Source organism: Rhodococcus sp. O3 (assembly GCF_048897285.1).
GTDB lineage: Bacteria > Actinomycetota > Actinomycetes > Mycobacteriales > Mycobacteriaceae > Rhodococcus.
In genome coordinates, this window is record NZ_JBMBTE010000004.1 from 16,334 (window position 1) to 33,063 (window position 16,730).

Annotated in this window: 15 protein-coding genes; 10 read left to right on the forward strand and 5 right to left on the reverse strand. The window is 66.3% G+C overall.

Translation table 11 applies throughout. The features are described from left to right. Positions 1-59: 59 nt before the first annotated feature. Both ACN675_RS02565 and ACN675_RS02570 read right to left on the reverse strand, forming a co-directional pair. Positions 60-1,034 carry a helix-turn-helix transcriptional regulator gene (locus ACN675_RS02565; RefSeq protein WP_248674040.1) on the reverse strand — a complete coding sequence of 325 codons (975 nt, stop codon included), beginning with the start codon at positions 1,032-1,034 and terminating at the stop codon, positions 60-62. Further along, positions 1,027-2,154, reverse strand: coding sequence for a LuxR C-terminal-related transcriptional regulator (locus ACN675_RS02570; RefSeq protein ID WP_248674041.1), 1,128 nt, complete (start codon positions 2,152-2,154; stop codon positions 1,027-1,029). The genes ACN675_RS02565 and ACN675_RS02570 overlap by 8 nt, the downstream gene beginning before the upstream one ends. A 245-nt stretch (positions 2,155-2,399) precedes the next feature. On the opposite strand from ACN675_RS02570, the gene ACN675_RS02575 reads away from it, so the two are divergent. Further along, positions 2,400-3,179 (forward strand): enoyl-CoA hydratase/isomerase family protein, encoded by a 780-nt coding sequence (locus ACN675_RS02575; protein ID WP_248674042.1) that lies wholly within the window; start codon positions 2,400-2,402, stop codon positions 3,177-3,179. A gap of 206 nt (positions 3,180-3,385) precedes the next feature. Beyond that, a complete protein-coding gene (locus ACN675_RS02580) occupies positions 3,386-5,080 on the forward strand; it encodes an AMP-binding protein (protein ID WP_248674043.1) in 1,695 nt (564 codons plus the stop codon). A gap of 132 nt (positions 5,081-5,212) precedes the next feature. Here ACN675_RS02580 and ACN675_RS02585 read toward each other — a convergent pair whose 3' ends face one another. Both ACN675_RS02585 and ACN675_RS02590 read right to left on the reverse strand, forming a co-directional pair. Next, positions 5,213-5,629: a MaoC family dehydratase gene (locus ACN675_RS02585; RefSeq protein ID WP_197250703.1), complete on the reverse strand. Its 417-nt coding sequence runs from the start codon at positions 5,627-5,629 to the stop codon at positions 5,213-5,215. Then, the gene (locus ACN675_RS02590) at positions 5,626-6,078 is read right to left on the reverse strand and encodes an FAS1-like dehydratase domain-containing protein (protein ID WP_248674044.1); all 453 of its coding nucleotides are present in this window, start codon (positions 6,076-6,078) and stop codon (positions 5,626-5,628) included. The genes ACN675_RS02585 and ACN675_RS02590 overlap by 4 nt, the downstream gene beginning before the upstream one ends. Before the next feature lie 62 nt (positions 6,079-6,140). Here ACN675_RS02590 and ACN675_RS02595 point away from each other — a divergent pair, with 62 nt between their 5' ends. Continuing rightward, a complete protein-coding gene (locus ACN675_RS02595) occupies positions 6,141-7,316 on the forward strand; it encodes an acyl-CoA dehydrogenase family protein (protein WP_197250705.1) in 1,176 nt (391 codons plus the stop codon). Positions 7,317-7,318: 2 nt separating this feature from the next. Beyond that, positions 7,319-9,277 carry an AMP-binding protein gene (locus ACN675_RS02600; RefSeq protein WP_248674045.1) on the forward strand — a complete coding sequence of 653 codons (1,959 nt, stop codon included), beginning with the start codon at positions 7,319-7,321 and terminating at the stop codon, positions 9,275-9,277. Positions 9,278-9,368: 91 nt separating this feature from the next. Here the strand turns inward: ACN675_RS02600 and ACN675_RS02605 are convergent, their stop codons facing one another. Next, complete coding sequence (locus ACN675_RS02605) at positions 9,369-10,088, reverse strand: FadR/GntR family transcriptional regulator (RefSeq protein ID WP_197250754.1); 720 nt, start codon at positions 10,086-10,088, stop codon at positions 9,369-9,371. Positions 10,089-10,254: 166 nt separating this feature from the next. Between ACN675_RS02605 and ACN675_RS02610 the strand changes: the two genes are divergently transcribed. The 6 genes from ACN675_RS02610 (at position 10,255) to ACN675_RS02635 (ending at position 16,703) form a co-directional block, all read left to right on the forward strand. Further along, positions 10,255-11,331, forward strand: coding sequence for an acyl-CoA dehydrogenase family protein (locus ACN675_RS02610; RefSeq protein WP_248674046.1), 1,077 nt, complete (start codon positions 10,255-10,257; stop codon positions 11,329-11,331). Between the two features lie 72 nt (positions 11,332-11,403). Then, positions 11,404-12,570 (forward strand): acyl-CoA dehydrogenase family protein, encoded by a 1,167-nt coding sequence (locus tag ACN675_RS02615; RefSeq protein ID WP_248674047.1) that lies wholly within the window; start codon positions 11,404-11,406, stop codon positions 12,568-12,570. Then, positions 12,570-13,319, forward strand: a complete 750-nt coding sequence (locus ACN675_RS02620) for an SDR family NAD(P)-dependent oxidoreductase (protein ID WP_248674048.1) — start codon at positions 12,570-12,572, stop codon at positions 13,317-13,319. Before ACN675_RS02615 ends, ACN675_RS02620 begins: the two co-directional genes overlap by 1 nt. After that, a complete protein-coding gene (locus ACN675_RS02625; RefSeq protein WP_248674049.1) occupies positions 13,319-14,512 on the forward strand; it encodes a thiolase family protein in 1,194 nt (397 codons plus the stop codon). The genes ACN675_RS02620 and ACN675_RS02625 overlap by 1 nt, the downstream gene beginning before the upstream one ends. Beyond that, entirely contained in the window at positions 14,512-15,774 is a 1,263-nt protein-coding gene (locus tag ACN675_RS02630; RefSeq protein ID WP_248674050.1) for an acetyl-CoA hydrolase/transferase family protein, read from the forward strand. The genes ACN675_RS02625 and ACN675_RS02630 overlap by 1 nt, the downstream gene beginning before the upstream one ends. A 5-nt stretch (positions 15,775-15,779) precedes the next feature. Then, on the forward strand, positions 15,780-16,703 hold the full coding sequence (locus ACN675_RS02635; RefSeq protein WP_248674051.1) for a hydroxymethylglutaryl-CoA lyase: 924 nt from the start codon (positions 15,780-15,782) through the stop codon (positions 16,701-16,703). Positions 16,704-16,730: the final 27 nt, after the last annotated feature.

The following is a 16,730-nucleotide window of genomic DNA, read 5'->3' on the forward strand; positions in this document are numbered from 1 at the left end:
CGCGGCGCGACTCGGCGGGCCCACCGGCTGGGGCCGGGTCACGGGGCGGAGCCGCCGGGTCACCGCGGGGTGGACCGATACTTCGCGATCAGCTCGGCGCGGTTGGTAGCGCCCAATTTTCGGAGAATGCGTTTCACATGCGACTTGACCGTGTCGACGGTGATGACCAGCTCGGCCGCGATCGAGGCGTTCGACGCACCGGTGAGAATCAGCCGGACGACGTCCGCTTCGCGCTCGGTGAGCGGATCGAGCAGGCGCCGATCCACGTCGTTCTCCGCGGGAGGCGGTGCATTGTTGGCCGCGCCGCGTGGGGACAGGGCGTCGAAGTCGGTGTTGCTGCTCCATCGCCGGGCGCTGTCGCGGAGGAGGAGGTTCTGGCGCTCGCGACGCGCTTCGAGGCCGACCCGCTCGAACTGACCGCCGAGCATTTCCGCGAACACGCTCAGGGCGTGGCGCCGTGGAGGATCCAACATCGTGTCGACGTGCACGAAGGCCGCCGCACGCCCGTCGACCACGACCGGAACTGTGGAGAAACCGTTGTTGCCCAGAGTGTTTCGCATCGACTCGGGAACGAGTTCATCGACCGTGACCGTGTTTGCCGCGAGCGCATGCTCTTCGGGAGAGCCCGGCGCGAGGTCGAATCCGAGGGGCAGTGACGGCGTGATATCTGGATCGGTGGTGAAGGAGACCACGGGAATGATCCGATCCTCCTCGAATCGAGACAGCACGACCGTTCGCGCAGAGCAGAGTTCGGCGACGCGCTCACACGCGCGTTGCATGAGTTCGGTGCTCGAGGCGGCATCGCCCAAGGCGTGGCCGGCGACATCGATGCCTGACGCGATTGCCTCGATGTCGTCGGTTCGACTCTCTACGAGCGCCTTCCGGCGATCGAGGAGATCGGCGAGACGCCGGCCGAGTTCGGCCGCGCGCTCGGGGGTGGCGGTGCGCAACTCGGTGAGGATGCCCGAGACGGCGCGATCGAGCTCGGTGTCCCCAGTGTCCGGTTGTGAATCCGCTTCCGGCACGTCAGCCATCGGTCACCGTCTTGGTGTTGGCGTACAGGGCCGCCACCTCGGCGCGCGTGGATACTCCGAGCTTCTTGAAAATCCGCTGGACATGGCTCTTGACGGTGCCGTCGGAAATGCAGAGTCGCCGGGAGATTGCCGCGTTCGTCGCGCCGGTCGCCAGGAGCGTGAGCACTTCGTGCTCGCGGGCGGTCAGCGATTGCGCGCGCGGAATGACCGTGGCCCGCGATCCACCGTCCGGGATCGGTTCCTCGGGGTTCGACGGTTCACGGGTATCGAGCTCGGGCATCGTCACCGGTGCCTGTTCGAGGTGCTGCAGTGCCTTGGTGAGACGTCGGATCTCGGTATCGATGTGCTCGTTGCGCGCGCAGATCTGCCTTCGCAGGTCGGCGCGTTCCTTCGACGAGGCACACACGGCCGCGAGCGCGCCGACGATGTGGACATCGGTGTCGGACAACCCGTCGCTTTGCCGGTCGACGTGGATCATCGCCACTGCACGGGAGTCGACGACGACGGGAACGGCGATGTACCCCGCCGGACGCGACAGGTCGATCAGGGGACGGTACGTGTGCCGGTAGGTGTCGGCCGCATCCACTGCATACGGACGGCGGCGACGGACCAGTTCGGCTTCGCGTGGTGCTTCCCGCAGCGAGATCTCCCGACCGTCGATCGCCTCGAGGAGAGGGCGGAAGTCCCCGGTCAGCTCGGGGTGTACAGCGAGCGCGATGGGTGACCACGTGGAACCGCGGACGACGGAGAACATGGCTTTGGCGTACCCGAGGTTCGTGCACAGTTCCTGCGTCACGGTCTGCGCGATCCGGTCGGATCCGGCATCGATGCTGCGTACGACGCGTTGGAGCTTCTCGAACTGCTCGGTGTGCATGCGCAGGCGGCGCGAGATGTCGTTCTGCCGGTCGGCGTCGAGGCGCATCACGAGTTCGGCGAGCCGGACTGCCTGTTCTGGGGAGTCGGTGCCCTCCCGAAGCTTGCGGAGTGCGCATGCGCGGATCGCTGCCGGATCAAGCTCGCCACTCACCGGGCGAATCAGGCCCGGCTCGTTTCCGAGTAGTTCCTGCAACTCCGCAACCGCCTGGTCGGCAAGCTCGAACGAACTCGTCGAATTGACCACTCATTACTCCTCGTGCCACGGCAGCCACATGGACGGTGACGGCACCGGCCCGCTTCCTTGTGGCCTCACACACAGTGTAGAGCGGCGCCACCTGGGCTTTTGCTGTCGTCTTGCGGCCGACTCCAATGTATATGGTCAGTCCAATTTCGTCACCCACTTTCGGGAATCGCTTCATCGGCTCTTGCTCGCCTCCCTCTGTGGCGCTAGGGTCGAATGGTAAGACCAAAATTGAAAGGATCGCCGGTATGGCCCCCTCTGTGCGTTACGACGTCGACGAGCACGTCGCGGTCCTCACTCTCGACCGTCCGGAAACTCGCAACGCCCTATCCGACGACCTCTTGGACGAGCTTCTGGCCGCGCTCGAGCGCGCGCGGGACGACGGCGACGTTCGGGTTGTCGTGCTGACCTCGTCGCACGAGAAGATCTTCTCGGCGGGCGGGGACCTGAAGGCGTTTGCGAGCGACACCCCGACGATCATCAAATATGCCGGCCTGGACCGCTTCCCGCGGTTGTACCGGCTCATCGGCGGTCTCGGGAAGCCGGTGATCTGCGCGGCCGGTGGCGACGTGCTCGCGGGCGCGTTCGGGCTCGCGCTCGCCTGCGACTTCGTGCTGGCCAAGGAGTCGGCCCACTTCGGGTGCCCGGAGATCAATGTCGGCGTGTTCCCGTTCATGATCTCCGCGCTCATCTACCGGAACGTCGGCCGGCTCAAGGCGAATGAGTTGATGATGTACGGAGAGAAACTCACTGCCGCGGAAGCGCACGAACTGGGGCTGGTGAATCGCGTGTTCCCGGACGGTGACTTCGATGCGGAGGTGCGGGCGTGGGCACGCCGACTGGCAAAGAAGTCACCGCTGCTGATGCGTCTGGGTAAGGATGCCATCGACAGCACCCGTGACATGTCGCTGCCGGACGCGCTTGCGACGCTGCAATCTCAACTGGCTCTTGCGTTCACCACGGAGGATCTCGTCGAGGGTGTCACGGCCTTTCGGGAGAAGCGGTCGCCTGTGTGGAAGATGCGATGAAGATTTCCTGCCGGTTGGCCCGGGGTGGCGGAATCCGGGGAGTTGGTGTGTCGCCGACAGCGAAATCATCTGGGCCCCTTGGTTTACCGCTCGTCCGGCGGGTGTGGTGAGTGTTCGAAGATGTCGTCGAAAGTGGTTGCTACTTCGGTCTAACCATTCTAATCTTTATGTAAACGTGTGGCAGAGCAAGAAGGACGGAATCCTCCATGACGCGCGAACGGAATCTCGGCCGATACACCCCCCAGCAGGTAGAGGAGTTCTATGCCAGTGGCCAATGGGCCGACGAGAACTTCACCGACCTTCTGCGGGCGCGCGCCGAGAGCAGTCCCGACAAGATCTTCGTCACCGACGGCACGCAGGAGCTGACGTTCGCGCAGCTCTACGACCGGTCGCAGCGGCTGGCGCTCGGCCTGCACCGAAAAGGGCTCCGTGCCGGCGACCGGGTCGCCGTTCAGCTGCCGAACTGGGCGGAATTCGTCGTCGTCGCAGCTGCCCTCGCTCGGATCGGTGTGGTGACGGTGCCGATCATGCCGATCTATCGGACGGACGAGGTGTCACACGTTGTCGCCGACGCCTCGATCCGGATGGCGATCGCGCCGGCACAGTTCAAGGGCTTCGACTATCTGTCGATGTTCGACGATATCCGGCGGTCGTCGCAGACGCTCGAGACGATCATCGCGGTGCGTGCTTCGGACGACAGCCGTAAGACGTTGGCCGGGAGGGGCATCGAGATTCTCGAGAATCTGGTCGTGGACGCGGACCCGGATGTCATCGACACCGAACTCGACTTCCGCGCCCACCCCGACGACCCGTTCGTCATCGTGTACACGTCCGGAACCACGTCGCGTCCCAAGGGTTGCCTGCACACCTTCAATACCTACGCTTCGGGCGCACGTGCACTGAAGACGGCCTTCGGGCACACCGAAGCGGATGTCCAATTCGGACCGTCCCCGATCACCCATACCACCGGACTCGTCACCAGTGTGCTCGTCCCCCTGCTCAGCGGCGCGGCGACCCACATCATGGCGGAGTGGGACCCGAAACGCGGGCTGGCCGAGATCGAGAAGTTCGGATGTACGGCCGCGGTCACGGCCACCACGTTCCTGCAGACGTTGTTGGCTGCGGCCGAACAGGAACCGGACGCCGATCTCTCCTCTCTCCGGGTCTGGGTGTGCGCCGGCTCCCCGATCCCGGCGGCCGTGGTGGAGAAGGCGAAGTCCGACCTGCCCGCCACCACCGTCCTGTCGCTGTACGGGAGAAGTGAGAATCTCACCACGACGACCTGCACCATCGAGGACGACCCGAGCCGGGCGATCACCTCCGACGGCGCCGCGCTGCCGGGGGCAGAGGTCAAGGTTGTCGGCGAGGACGGCCTCGAGGTGGCGCGGGGGAGCGAGGGCGACATCGCCTATCGCGGGCCCTCGCACATGATCGAGTACCTGAACCGGCCCGACGATACAGCGGAACTCTTTACCCCCGAAGGATTTTCGAGATCCGGAGATCTCGGAGTCATGGATGCCGACGGGTTCGTCCGGGTCACCGGCCGGACCAAGGACATCGTGATCCGCGGCGGCATGAACATCAGTGTGCGCGAGGTTGAGGACAAGCTGGCCGAGCACCCCGACATCCTCGCTCTAGCCGTGGTGGGAATGCCGGACGAGCGGCTCGGGGAGAAGGTGTGCTGCTACGTGGTGCCCAAGGAGGAGCAGAACCCTCCCACGCTGGACCATCTCCGCAACTACTTGCTCGATCGGGGAGTTGCGATTCAGAAGACCCCTGAACGCGTCGAGGTGGTCGCCGAGTTGCCCATGACCGCCACCGGGAAGATCCAGAAACACATCCTCCGCAAGCGTATCGCGGCAGAGTTGGCTGCCGGTTCCCTGGAACAGAGCACGCGCTGACCACGAATGAGCGGCCCCTCGTCCATGTGTCGAGGGGTCGCTCGGTTGTGCAGATGCGAAGAATGTCGTCGGAATCTGAAGTGTGAGTGGCGGTCCCCGAATACGGGACCTCGGAACCCGATCGGCGGGCTGTCAGGCCCCGGTGACGACGACCGTTGCCGAACCGGTGACAACCGGTCCCTTTGCTCCGGAGACGACGAGATCGAGATCGGCCCGTGTCTCCCCGTCGGTGTCGGTGATCGCCGTGATCGTCCCACCGACGGTCAGGGTGTCGCCCAGGAACACCGGGGCGACGAAGCGGACGCCGAAGGAACGGACGTGCTCGACGCCGAATGTGTCGGAGAGCCAACCGGCCAGGATCCCGGCCTGCATCTGACCCATCGCGATGACGCCCGGGAACCCGGATGTTGCAACGAACTCTGGATCGTGGTGCAGAGGATTGAAATCGCCTCCGGCACCGGCGAATCGCACGATGTCCGTCTGGGTGATCGGGCCGATCACGCGCGTGTCGGCGACTGTGCCGATGTGGGCCTTCACGGGTGCTCTCATCGTTGTTCTCCTCGCTCGATCAGCACTTCCTCCAGTCGCACCACCGGATCGCCGTCGGTGTCGACGTATTCGGTCTCCAGCGTCACGATGCGCATCGATCCGCCGCGCTTGCCTTCGCGCTGCACGTCGTCGACGATGCGCCGCGTGCCGACGACGTGGTCGCCGGCAATCAGGGGTCGCAGATATGTCCACTTGACCGAGCCCACAACCACTCGTTCGAGTGCCAGGCCGAGTGTGTCGACGAACTTGCGCTGGTCGCGCTGATGGCCGGCGACGACCGTGTGGGTGAGGGTCGCGGGCACATCGGCGAATCCGGCTGCCTGGGCGGCATCCCGGTCCGTGTGGGCGGGATCGGTGGTGAACGTCGCGCGGACGAACTCGCGGATCTTGCCGCGTTCGATGTCGTAGTCGACTCGGTCCAGCTCTCCGACGCTGAGCGGTTCTGTCATCGGGCCTCCTTTTTGGACTGACCTATAGTATCATTCGGCCTAAATATGTGAGGAGGGGTTCCATGGAACTCGCTGATTCCCCGGACGAAGCCCGGTTCCGCGCAGAAGTCCGAGAATGGGCCGAGGCTGCTGTCGCAACGCTGCCCTGGCCCGAGCCGGTCGATCTGGTCGACAAGGTCCCGTTCTGGCAGCAATGGCAACGGTTGCTCTTCGACGCCGGCTACGGAGGCATGTCCTGGCCGAAGGAATACGGAGGGCAGGCCGCCGACCCGATCCGCAAAGCCATCTTCACCGAGGAGATGGATCGTGTGGGGGCGCCGGAGCGACTCAACACGATCGGTGAGGATTTCGCCGGTCCCACCATCATCGACTTCGGCACACCGGCTCAGAAGGAGCGGTTCCTCCGCCCGATCCTCACCGGAGAAGAAATCTGGTGCCAGTTGTTCTCCGAACCGGAAGCCGGGTCCGACCTCGCGTCACTGCGCACCAAGGCCACGAAGGTCGACGGCGGATGGAAGATCAACGGACAGAAGATCTGGACCAGCCGAGCGCACATCGCAGCGCATGCCATCCTGCTCGCGCGCACGGGCGGGGGACCACGCCACAAAGGCATCACCTTCTTCCTGGTTCCCATGGACAGCGAGGGAATCACGGTTCGCCCGCTCGCCCACATGCTCGGTGAGGCCGAATTCAATGAGGTCTTCCTCGACGACGTGTTCATCCCCGACGATCTCGTCGTCGGCGATGTCGACGGCGGGTGGAAGGTGGCCATGGGCACGCTCGCCTACGAGCGAGTGGCGATCGCCACGGGTCGGGTCAACACCAAACGGGCCGTCGACGATATCGTCGGCGACATCGCCGGGATGACCGACGAGTCGGGGCGCCCGCTCGGTGCCGATCCGGTGATCCGGCAGAAGGTCGCGGACCTCTACGGCCGTGCGCTCGTGCACTATCTCATCGGCCAGCGTGTGATCACGTTGGCGGCGAACGACGGACCACCGGGCCCGGTGACGTCGATCGGCAAGCTGTACTTCTGCCCGCTCGTCGAAGAATTGGCGGACTTCCGGCTGTCCCTCGAGCCCGCCGGCGGCCAGTTCGCGCTCGACGACGAGCAGCAGCGTACGTCACGTTGGCTCCGGCTGGCGTATCAGGCGCGCGGCACTGCCATCGCGGGTGGTTCCACCTTCATCCAGCGCAACATCGTCGCCGAGCGCATGCTCGAGATGCCGAGGAGCTGACAATGTCCGACTACACGTGGATCCCCACTGCCGACTATGTCGACAACGCCAACGTAACGCGGCTCGCTCGCGCGCACGGTCTCGGCGGTCTCGACGAGTTGCGTACCCGGTCCGTCGCCGACGTGCGGTGGTACTGGGATGCGGTGGTCCGTGATCTCGGGCTGCCGTTCCAGGTGCCGTACCGCGAGGTGCTCGATACCTCCCGCGGCATCGAGCATCCCGACTGGTTCGTCGGCGGACGGACGAACGTCGTCGATGCGTGCCTGCAGCGCTGGGTCGCCGATCCGGGGGCGGCCGATCGGCTCGCCGTCGTGCACGAGGCGGAGGACGGAACTGTCCGCACGTCGACGTATCGCGAGTTGGACGCGGAGGTGGAGCGTGCGGCCGCCGGACTGCGAGAGTTGGGGGTGGGCCGGGGCGATGCTGTCGCCTTGTTTCTGCCGATGATTCCCGAGGCGGTCGTGTCGGTGTACGCAGTCGCCCGGCTCGGTGCGGTTCTCGTGCCGCTCTTCTCGGGGTTTGCTCCCAGCGCGATCGCGTCCCGCATTCAGGACGCCGATGCGAAAGTGGTGGTCGTCGCGGACGGCACCGTACGCCGAGGCAAGTCGATCGCGATGAAGCCGGCCCTCGACGAGGCTCTGAAGACCTGCCCCACGGTGCAGTCGGTGGTCGTGGTCGACAACCTCGGTACCGGAACGGGATCGGGTGGACACGAGATTTCGTGGGCCGGGTTGCTCGCGGGCGGGGGCACAGTTCCGATCGAGGGGATGGACGCCTCCGAGCCGTTCGCGCTGGCCTACACGTCCGGTACGACGGGCAAGCCCAAGGGTGCGGTCCATACCCACGCCGGGTTCCTGGTGAAGACGGCGAGCGAGGTGGCGTACTCGTTCGATCTGAAACCGGGCGGGGTGTTCTGCTGGATCACCGATATGGGCTGGATCATGGGTCCGTTGTCGATTGTCGGCACGCATGCCAATGGTGGGACGCTGCTGCTGTACGAGGGCTCGCCGGACGTTCCGGATCGGGACCGGTTGTGGCAGTTGACCGAACGGCATCGGGTGACGATGCTGGGTGTTTCTCCGACCCTCGTCCGGACGCTGCGTGGGCAGGCCAGTGATGTTGCCGCGCGGTACGACTTGTCCTCGGTGCACACGATCGGCTCGACCGGGGAGCCGTGGGATCCGGACTCGTACGAGTGGCTCGCGCGTGAGGTGTTCGGCGGCCGTGTCCCGATCATCAATTTCTCCGGCGGTACCGAGGTGGGCGGATCGTTCCTCGCACCGTATCCGGTGCAACCGATCCGGAGTTGCTCGCTGGGTGGTCCGTCGCTGGGTATGGATGTGGACGTCGTCGACGACGCGGGACGGTCGCTGCGCGGTGAGCAGGGTGAGTTGGTGTGCCGGCAGCCGTGGCCGTCGATGACCCGGGGGGTGTGGAAGGACGAGGAGCGGTATCTCGACGCGTACTGGTCGACGTTCCCCGGTATGTGGCGGCACGGAGACTATGCGCTGGTCGACAGCGACGGACAGTGGTACATCCGGGGCCGGTCCGACGACGTCATGAACGTGGCCGGCAAGCGCCTGGCCCCGGCGGAGGTCGAGGCGGTTCTGACCGCGCACCCGGCGGTGTCGGAGGCCGCTGCGGTCGGTGTTCCGGACCCGAAGAAGGGGGAAACGGTCTGGGCGTTCTGGGTGCCCCGCGCGGATGCGGACGGGGTGGACATCTCGGGGGAGCTGGTGTCCCGTGTGGCCGCAGAGTTGGGTAAGCCGTTTGCTCCCAGCGTGGTTCATCGAGTGTCGCGTCTGCCGAAGACGCGGTCGGCGAAGATTTTGCGCCGCGCGGTGCGGGCGGCAGCGTTGGGTACTGATCCCGGTGACCTGTCCGGTGCCGAGAACCCTGAGGCGGTGGAGGAGATCCGTGCCGTGGTGACCGGTGTCGAGCCGGGTGCCGGACGGGGGTAGGTAATGCGATGGCCGCCCGTACCGAATCGGTATGGGCGGCCATCGTGTCTGTTCGGCGAGGGGCTTCCGCGAGCCCGGATATGCGCGTCGCTCAGGGCTCCTGGTCCAGTGGAATGTCGGTGCGCTCTTCGAACTCCCGGATGGATTCGGCGTAGGAGTGGACGTGTCGGCCCATCCGCCGGTGTGCTGCGTCGGCGTCCTTGTCGCGGATGGCCTTCGTGACCGACCGGTGTGCCCGGACGGTGATATCGCGGACCTTCTGGTCGATGAAGCCTTCGTTCTCGGTGGCCGCGTAGATGGCGCGGGAGAGCGAGATCATCAGTCCCGACATCAGCTCATTGTGGCTCGCGCTGGCGACGGCGATGTGCCAGTCGACGTTGGCCTGGAGGAATGCGTCGAGTTTGTCGCCGGCGGCCGCGATGGCATCGTTGGCGGCGTCGAGTCGGGCGAGATCTTCGTCGGTCCGATGGCGGGCGGCCAGTTGTGCGCAGAACGGTTCGATCGCCTCGCGTGTTTCGAGCAGTGCGCTCAGGCGGATCTGGCGTCCTCGGATGAGCAGGGCCACGGTGTCGGCCATCGACTGTTCGCCGGGTCGCTGGACGAAGGCGCCGCCGGCGCGTCCCGCTTTGATTCGTACCAGGCCCTGTACCTCGAGGATGCGCAGGGCCTCGCGGACCGTGGTTCGGCTCATCTTCGTCTGGACGACGAGTTCGCGTTCCGGGGGGAGGGGGGTGCCTTCGGCGTATTCCCCGCTGAGGATGCGTTCGCGCAGCTCGTTGGCGAGGACGTCCGAGGCTTTGGGGACCTCCATCGGAGTCAGTTGGATGGAGGAACGCCCGTTGCGGGGCGTGCTCGGTGCGCCTGGTGTCATGTCTCCCCCACCTTCTCTGGTCTAACGGTCAGACCTAATATACCATCGGATTCTTACTGCATTCATCTTGCAGGCTATTCCCCGACTCATCGAGAGGACCAGTTCCATGCGTTGGGAGCTGTCAGAAGAGCAAGAAATGTTCACCGAAACCCTCGGCGGCTGGCTCGAACGGTTCGCGGCACCCGCGAACGTCCGGAAGTGGGGTGAATCGGGCGACCCCGCCGAGTTCGAGCGCAGGTTCGTGGACGAGGGATGGTTTTCGGCCGGCCTGCCGGAAGAGGTGGGCGGCCAGGGCGGCGGTCTGCTCGAACTCGCGCTGACCGCCGAGGCGCTGGGACGGCATGCCGCACCGGCCAGCGCGTGGACCGCGTCGGTGCTCGCGGCCCCTCTGTTACCGCCCGATGTCGCCGAGGCGGTACTCGCCGGTGGCGAATTCGCAGCTCTGGCAGTCGATTCCAGTCGCCCCCTCGGGCTGCGCGACGCCGTGCGCGTCGACGAGCGAGGGGCGCTGACCGGACGCGTGCCTGCCGTGCTCGGCGCCGAACGCGCCACCCGGCTCGTCGTCCCCGCCGAGGGCGGCGAGGGTGTGGCCCTCTACCTCGTCCGGGTCGGCGACCCGGGCCTCACGGTCACACCGCGGCGCTTCCTCGATCCGTCCCGGGGTGCGGCGGACGTGCGGCTCGAGAACGTCGTCGCGCAACGCCTCGACATCGACGCGCCAGCCGCGCTGGCGGATGCGGGATTGCGCGCGGCCGTGCTCGCCTCCGCGGACGCGCTCGGCGCGACGGAGCGGATGCTGCAATTGGCCGTGGACTACAGCCGAACGCGCCACCAGTTCGGTGTGCCGATCGGTTCCTTCCAGGCAGTGAAGCACGCTGCCGCAACGATTCTCGTATCGGTGGAGGCGGCTCGGTCCATCGCCTACTATGCCGCGGCGTCCGTGGATCTGGGTCTCGAGGAGTGTGCAACGCATGCGGCGATCGCGAAGGCGCAGGTGACCCGCAGTGCCGTCCAGGCCGCCGACAGCGCACTCGTGATGCACGGTGCCATCGGCTACACGTGGGAGCACGACCTGCAGCTGTTCTACAAGCGCGCCAAGCTCGACGAGAAGCTGTTCGGCAGCCCGGAGGTGTGGAACGAGCGTATTGCCCGGGAGTTGCCTCTTCTGCCGGCGGCTGGATGACCACCGTTGACTAAATGGTCTGTCCTTTAGTAACTTAAGTCCAAACGTTAGCGACGACGACGGGATTGTGTTGTGGACTTCGATCTGACCGAGGATCAGGCAACGATCCGAGATGCGGTACGAGAACTCGCCGGCAAGTTCGACGAGCAGTATTGGGTGGAAAAGGATGCCGCGCACGAATTCCCCACCGAGTTCTACGACGCTTTCGCCAAGGGCGGCTGGCTGGGCATCACCACCCCCGAGGAGTACGGCGGACACGGGCTGGGCATCACCGAGGCCTCGATCCTGCTGCAGGAGGTCGCCGCCTCGGGCGCCGGGATGAACGGCGCGAGCTCGATGCACCTGTCGATCTTCGGCATGCACCCGGTGATCGTGCACGGCTCCGAAGAACTCAAGCAGCGCACCCTGCCGCGCATCGTCAACGGCGACCTGCATGTGTGCTTCGGGGTCACCGAGCCCGGCGCGGGCCTGGACACCACCAAGATCACCACGTTCGCGCGGCGTGATGGCGACAAGTACATCGTCAACGGCCGCAAGGTGTGGATCTCGAAGGCAATGGAGTCGGAGAAGATCCTCCTGCTCACCCGCACCACCAAGTTCGAGGACGTGCAGAAGAAGACCGACGGCCTCACGCTCTTCCTCACCGACCTGGACCGCTCGAAGGTCGAGATCCGGCCCATCAAGAAGATGGGCCGCAACGCCGTCACCTCCAACGAGCTGTTCATCGACGGACTCGAGATCCCTGTCGAGGATCGGGTCGGCGAAGAGGGCAAAGGCTTCAAGTACATCCTCGACGGACTCAACCCGGAACGGATGCTCGTCGCCTCCGAGGCGCTCGGCATCGGCCGCGCGGCCCTGCGCCGCGCCACCCAATACGCCACCGACCGTGAGGTATTCGGCCGACCGATCGGCATGAACCAGGGCATCCAGTTCCCCCTCGCGGACTCCCTCGCTCACCTAGACGCCGCCGAACTCGTCCTGCGCAAGGCGACCTGGCTCTACGACAACGGCCGCCCCTGTGCCCGCGAGGCCAACATGGCCAAGTATCTGTGCGCCGACGCCGGATTCCAGGCCGCCGACCGCGCACTGCAGACCCACGGCGGCATGGGCTACTCGGAGGAATACCACGTCGCGCGCTACTTCCGTGAGGCGCGCCTGACCCGCATTGCACCGCTGAGCCAGGAAATGGTTCTCAACTACCTCGGCGAGCACGTGCTCGGCCTTCCCAGGAGCTACTGATGTTCGAACTCACCGGAAGATCCGCCCTCGTGACCGGCGCGGGCAGCGGCATCGGTGCCTCCGTGGCGCACGCGTACGCCGCCGCCGGCGCTGCGGTCCTCGTCACCGATGTCAACGAGGACGCAGCCGCCGCCGTGGCCGCGGAGATCACCGCCGCCGGCGGTACCGCCAAGGCCGCCGTACTCGACGTCCGCGACGCCGCCCAGGCCGCCGCGGCGGCAGAACAGGCCGCCGCACTCGGTGGCGGCACCGTCCACATCCTCGTCAACAACGCCGGGGCCATCGCACCCGCAATGTTCCCGAATCTCGAGGAAGACGACTTCCGCCGCATCGTCGACATCCACCTCGTCGGCAGCTACGTGTGCAGCAAGGCCGTCCTGCCCTACCTGCCGGAGGACGGCACCGGGCGCATCATCAACGTCACCTCCGCCGCCGGCCTGCAAGGCACCATCGGCCAGGCCAACTACGGGGCAGCCAAGGCGGGCATCATCGGTCTGACCAAGTCACTGGCCCGCGAGCTCGCCCGCAAGCAGGTCACCGTCAATGCCATTGCGCCCCTTGCAGCCACGCCGATGACCGAGAACATCCGCAGCAACGACAAGCTCGCGGCCAAGACCCTCGAGCGTGTCGCTCTGAGGCGCTGGGCCGAGCCGAACGAGATCTCGGCCAGCTTCGTATTCTTCGCCTCCGACGGCGCCTCGTACATCACGGGCCAGGTGCTGCCCGTCGACGGTGGAACGGTGATCTGATGACCGAAACGACCAACCCCTTCCGGCGCTCCGCGCGCGAGGTGATCATCGCCGAAGCGGCTCGCACCCCGATGGGCCGATCCCACCCCGAACGCGGGTGGTTCCGGGATACACATCCGAACGAGATGCTCGGCGCGGTCTACACGGATCTGATCCGCCGCAGCGGCCTGGCGCCGGCAGCGGTGGAGGACCTCGTCGTCGGTTGCACCGCACCCTTCGGTGAACAGTCCCGCAACATCGGGCGCAACGCATGGCTGCAGGCCGGGTACCCACCCGAGGTACCGGCCGTCGTCCTCGACCGCCGCTGCGGCTCCGCACAGACCGCGGTCGAGATGGGTGCCGCCCTCGTCGGCTCCGGCACGCACGACCTGGTCATCGCTGGCGGTGTCGAGCACATGGGCCACGTGCCGATCAACTCCCCAGCCAAAATCTCCGAACTCTACGGCGACCCGTGGCCGGCCGAGCTGCGCGAGAAGTACGACTTCGTGCACCAGGGCGAGAGCGCCGAGCTCATTGCCGACCGGTGGAGCATCACCCGGCAGGAGATGGACGAATTCGCCGTCCGATCCCACCGCCTGGCTACCGAGGCCATCGAGGCCGGGCGGTTCGACGAAGAGATGATCCCCCTCGAACTCGACGGCGAAGTCCGCAGAACCGACCAGACCGTCCGGCCCGGCACGAGCCTGGACACCCTGGCCGGCCTGAAGACCGCGTTTCGGGAGAACGGCCGGATCACCGCCGGCAGTTCCTCGCCGATCTCGGACGGCGCAGCCGGTGTCCTGCTCGCCTCCCGGGACGCGGTCGAGACCCACGGTCTGCGCGCCCGCGCCCGGATCCTCGACCAGACCACGGTCGGAGTCGACCCGATCATCATGCTCACCGGCCCGATACCGGCGACCCGGAAGTTGCTCGACCGCAACGGGATGACGATCGACGACATCGATCTGTTCGAGATCAACGAAGCGTTCAGTTCCGTTGTCCTGGCCTGGGAACGCGAACTCAAGCCCGACATGGACCGGGTCAACGTCAACGGTGGTGCGATCGCGCTCGGACACCCGGTCGGTGCCACCGGCGCCCGGCTCATCGCGACGGTCGTCGCCGAACTCGAACGCCGCGACGCCGAAATCGGGCTGGTCACCATGTGCTGTGGTGGCGGACTCGGGACCGCCACACTGATCCAGCGGATCGACTGATGATCGACCTCACGCCCCATGTCCGGGCCGGCGACGGAATCTGGTGGAGCCAAACGAGTGCGGAACCCACCCCGCTCGTCCACGCTCTGCTCGACCAGCTCCCGTCGATCGGCGCGGTCCGGGCGTTCGTGGGCCTGACCTGGGACCGCCGACTCGCCGATCGGACCCCGGACGAGTTGTCCGTCGTCTCCTACGGCGGGCTCGGGGAACTCCGCCGGCTCAGCCGACGGGACCGGCTCGAGGTCGTGCCCTGTCACTTCGGGGCACTGCCCCGACTGTTCGCCGAGCACCGCCTGCCATGCGACGTCGGGTTCGTGCAGGTCGCCCCTCCCGACGCCGACGGCAACTGCTCGCTCGGCGTCGGCGTCGACTACATCGCCGACGCACTCGAGCACACCCCCATCCTGATCGCCGAGATCAATCAGCGCATGCCCAGGACCCAGGGTGCACCCGCGATCCCCCTGTCGCGGTTCGCGGCGGTCGTCGAAACCGACCGGCCGCTGCTCGAAGCGCCCGACCGTGAGCCCGAGGCCGTCGAGACGGCGATCGCCCGGCACGTCGCAGGCCTCGTCGAGGACGGCGACACCATCCAGATCGGTGTGGGCACATTGCCTTCGGCGGTGCTGGCGGCCCTGGAAGGACATCGGGACCTCGGCCTGCACTCCGGCATGATCTCCGATGCGGTGCTGCGGTTGATCGACAAGGGCGTGCTCACCGGGGCGCGCAAACAGATCGACATCGGCCGCCATATCACCGGGGCGGCGCTCGGCACGGCCACCTTGTACGAACGCCTGCCATACCTGCCGGTGGATTTCCGTCCCGTCAGCTATACCCATGCGCCGCAAGTGCTCTCGCAGTTGACCTCGCTCGTGTCGATAAACTCCGCGATCGAGGTCGACCTCACCGGGCAGGTGGGAGCGGAGCGGGCCGGAGCCGCTTACGTCGGCGCGGTCGGCGGACAGGTGGACTTCTCCCGGGCTGCGTCTATGACCGGGGGGCGCTCGGTCATCGCACTTCGGTCCACCGCGCGCGGCCGTTCGTCGATCAAGCCGGCCCTCGAGTTCGGGTCCGTCACCACGGCGCGTGCCGACGTGGACTACGTCGTCACCGAGCACGGCGTGGCCGAACTGCGGGGATGTTCCCTTGCGGAACGGGCCCGGCGAATGATCGCGGTCGCAGCCCCGGAGCATCGCGAGCAACTGGACATCGCATTGACCGAGCACGACTTGCTTCGCAGTGGAGCGAGCGGAAACGAGGAGTGAACGCCATGACGCGTCCCCAACGGGTACAGATCCGAGAAGTCGGTCCGCGCGACGGCTTCCAGAACGAGCCGGAGACCATCCCGACCGACGACAAGGTGCGGCTGATCAACGCCCTCGGTCGCGCCGGCCTGAAGCGGATCGAGGTCGCCAGTTTCGTGCGGCCCGACGTCATCCCGCAGCTGTCGGACGGGGTGGAGGTGCTCCGCCGCATCGACGTGCCCGACGATGTGAAGCTGATGGTCCTCGTGCCGAACACTAAGGGACTGGACAACGCGCTGAAGGTGCGCGACACCTTCCACGAGGTCGCGATCTTCGTCAGCGCGTCCGAAACCCACAACAAGAAGAACGTCAACCGTACCGTCGACGAAACCATGGCGGACAACGACATCATGGCTCGCCGGATCGTCGCCGAGGGGCTGCACTGCGCCGCGGTCATTGCGACGTCGTTCGGATGCCCCTTCGAGGGCAAGGTGGAGCTGAAGCGGGTGCTGGACCTGGCGGAGCGATTCGCCGAAGCCGGTGCCACGGAGGTCGGTTTCGGCGACACCACCGGCATGTGCAATCCGGCCTATGCTTCGGAGTTCTTCGCCGCGGCCAGCGAACGCCTGCCCGGGGTCGAGGTCACCGCGCACTTCCACAACACCCGCGGCCAGGGTCTCGCGAACGCATTCGCCGCGCTCGAGGCGGGATGCGCGAGTTTCGAGTCGAGCTTCGGGGAACTGGGCGGTTGCCCCGTTCCGGTGGGTTCGACCGGCAACATCGCCACCGAGGACCTGGTGAGTATGTTCCACGAGATGGATGTCGAGACAGGGCTCGATCTGCGACGCATCATCGAGGCAGCTCGCGAAGCCCAACTCGTTCTGGGCCGCAAGCTCACGAGCCATTCGATCGTCGCCGGCCCCATCGAATGGGCCGCGACCACGAACTGAAGCTTCGGTCATATCCGAAACCATCAC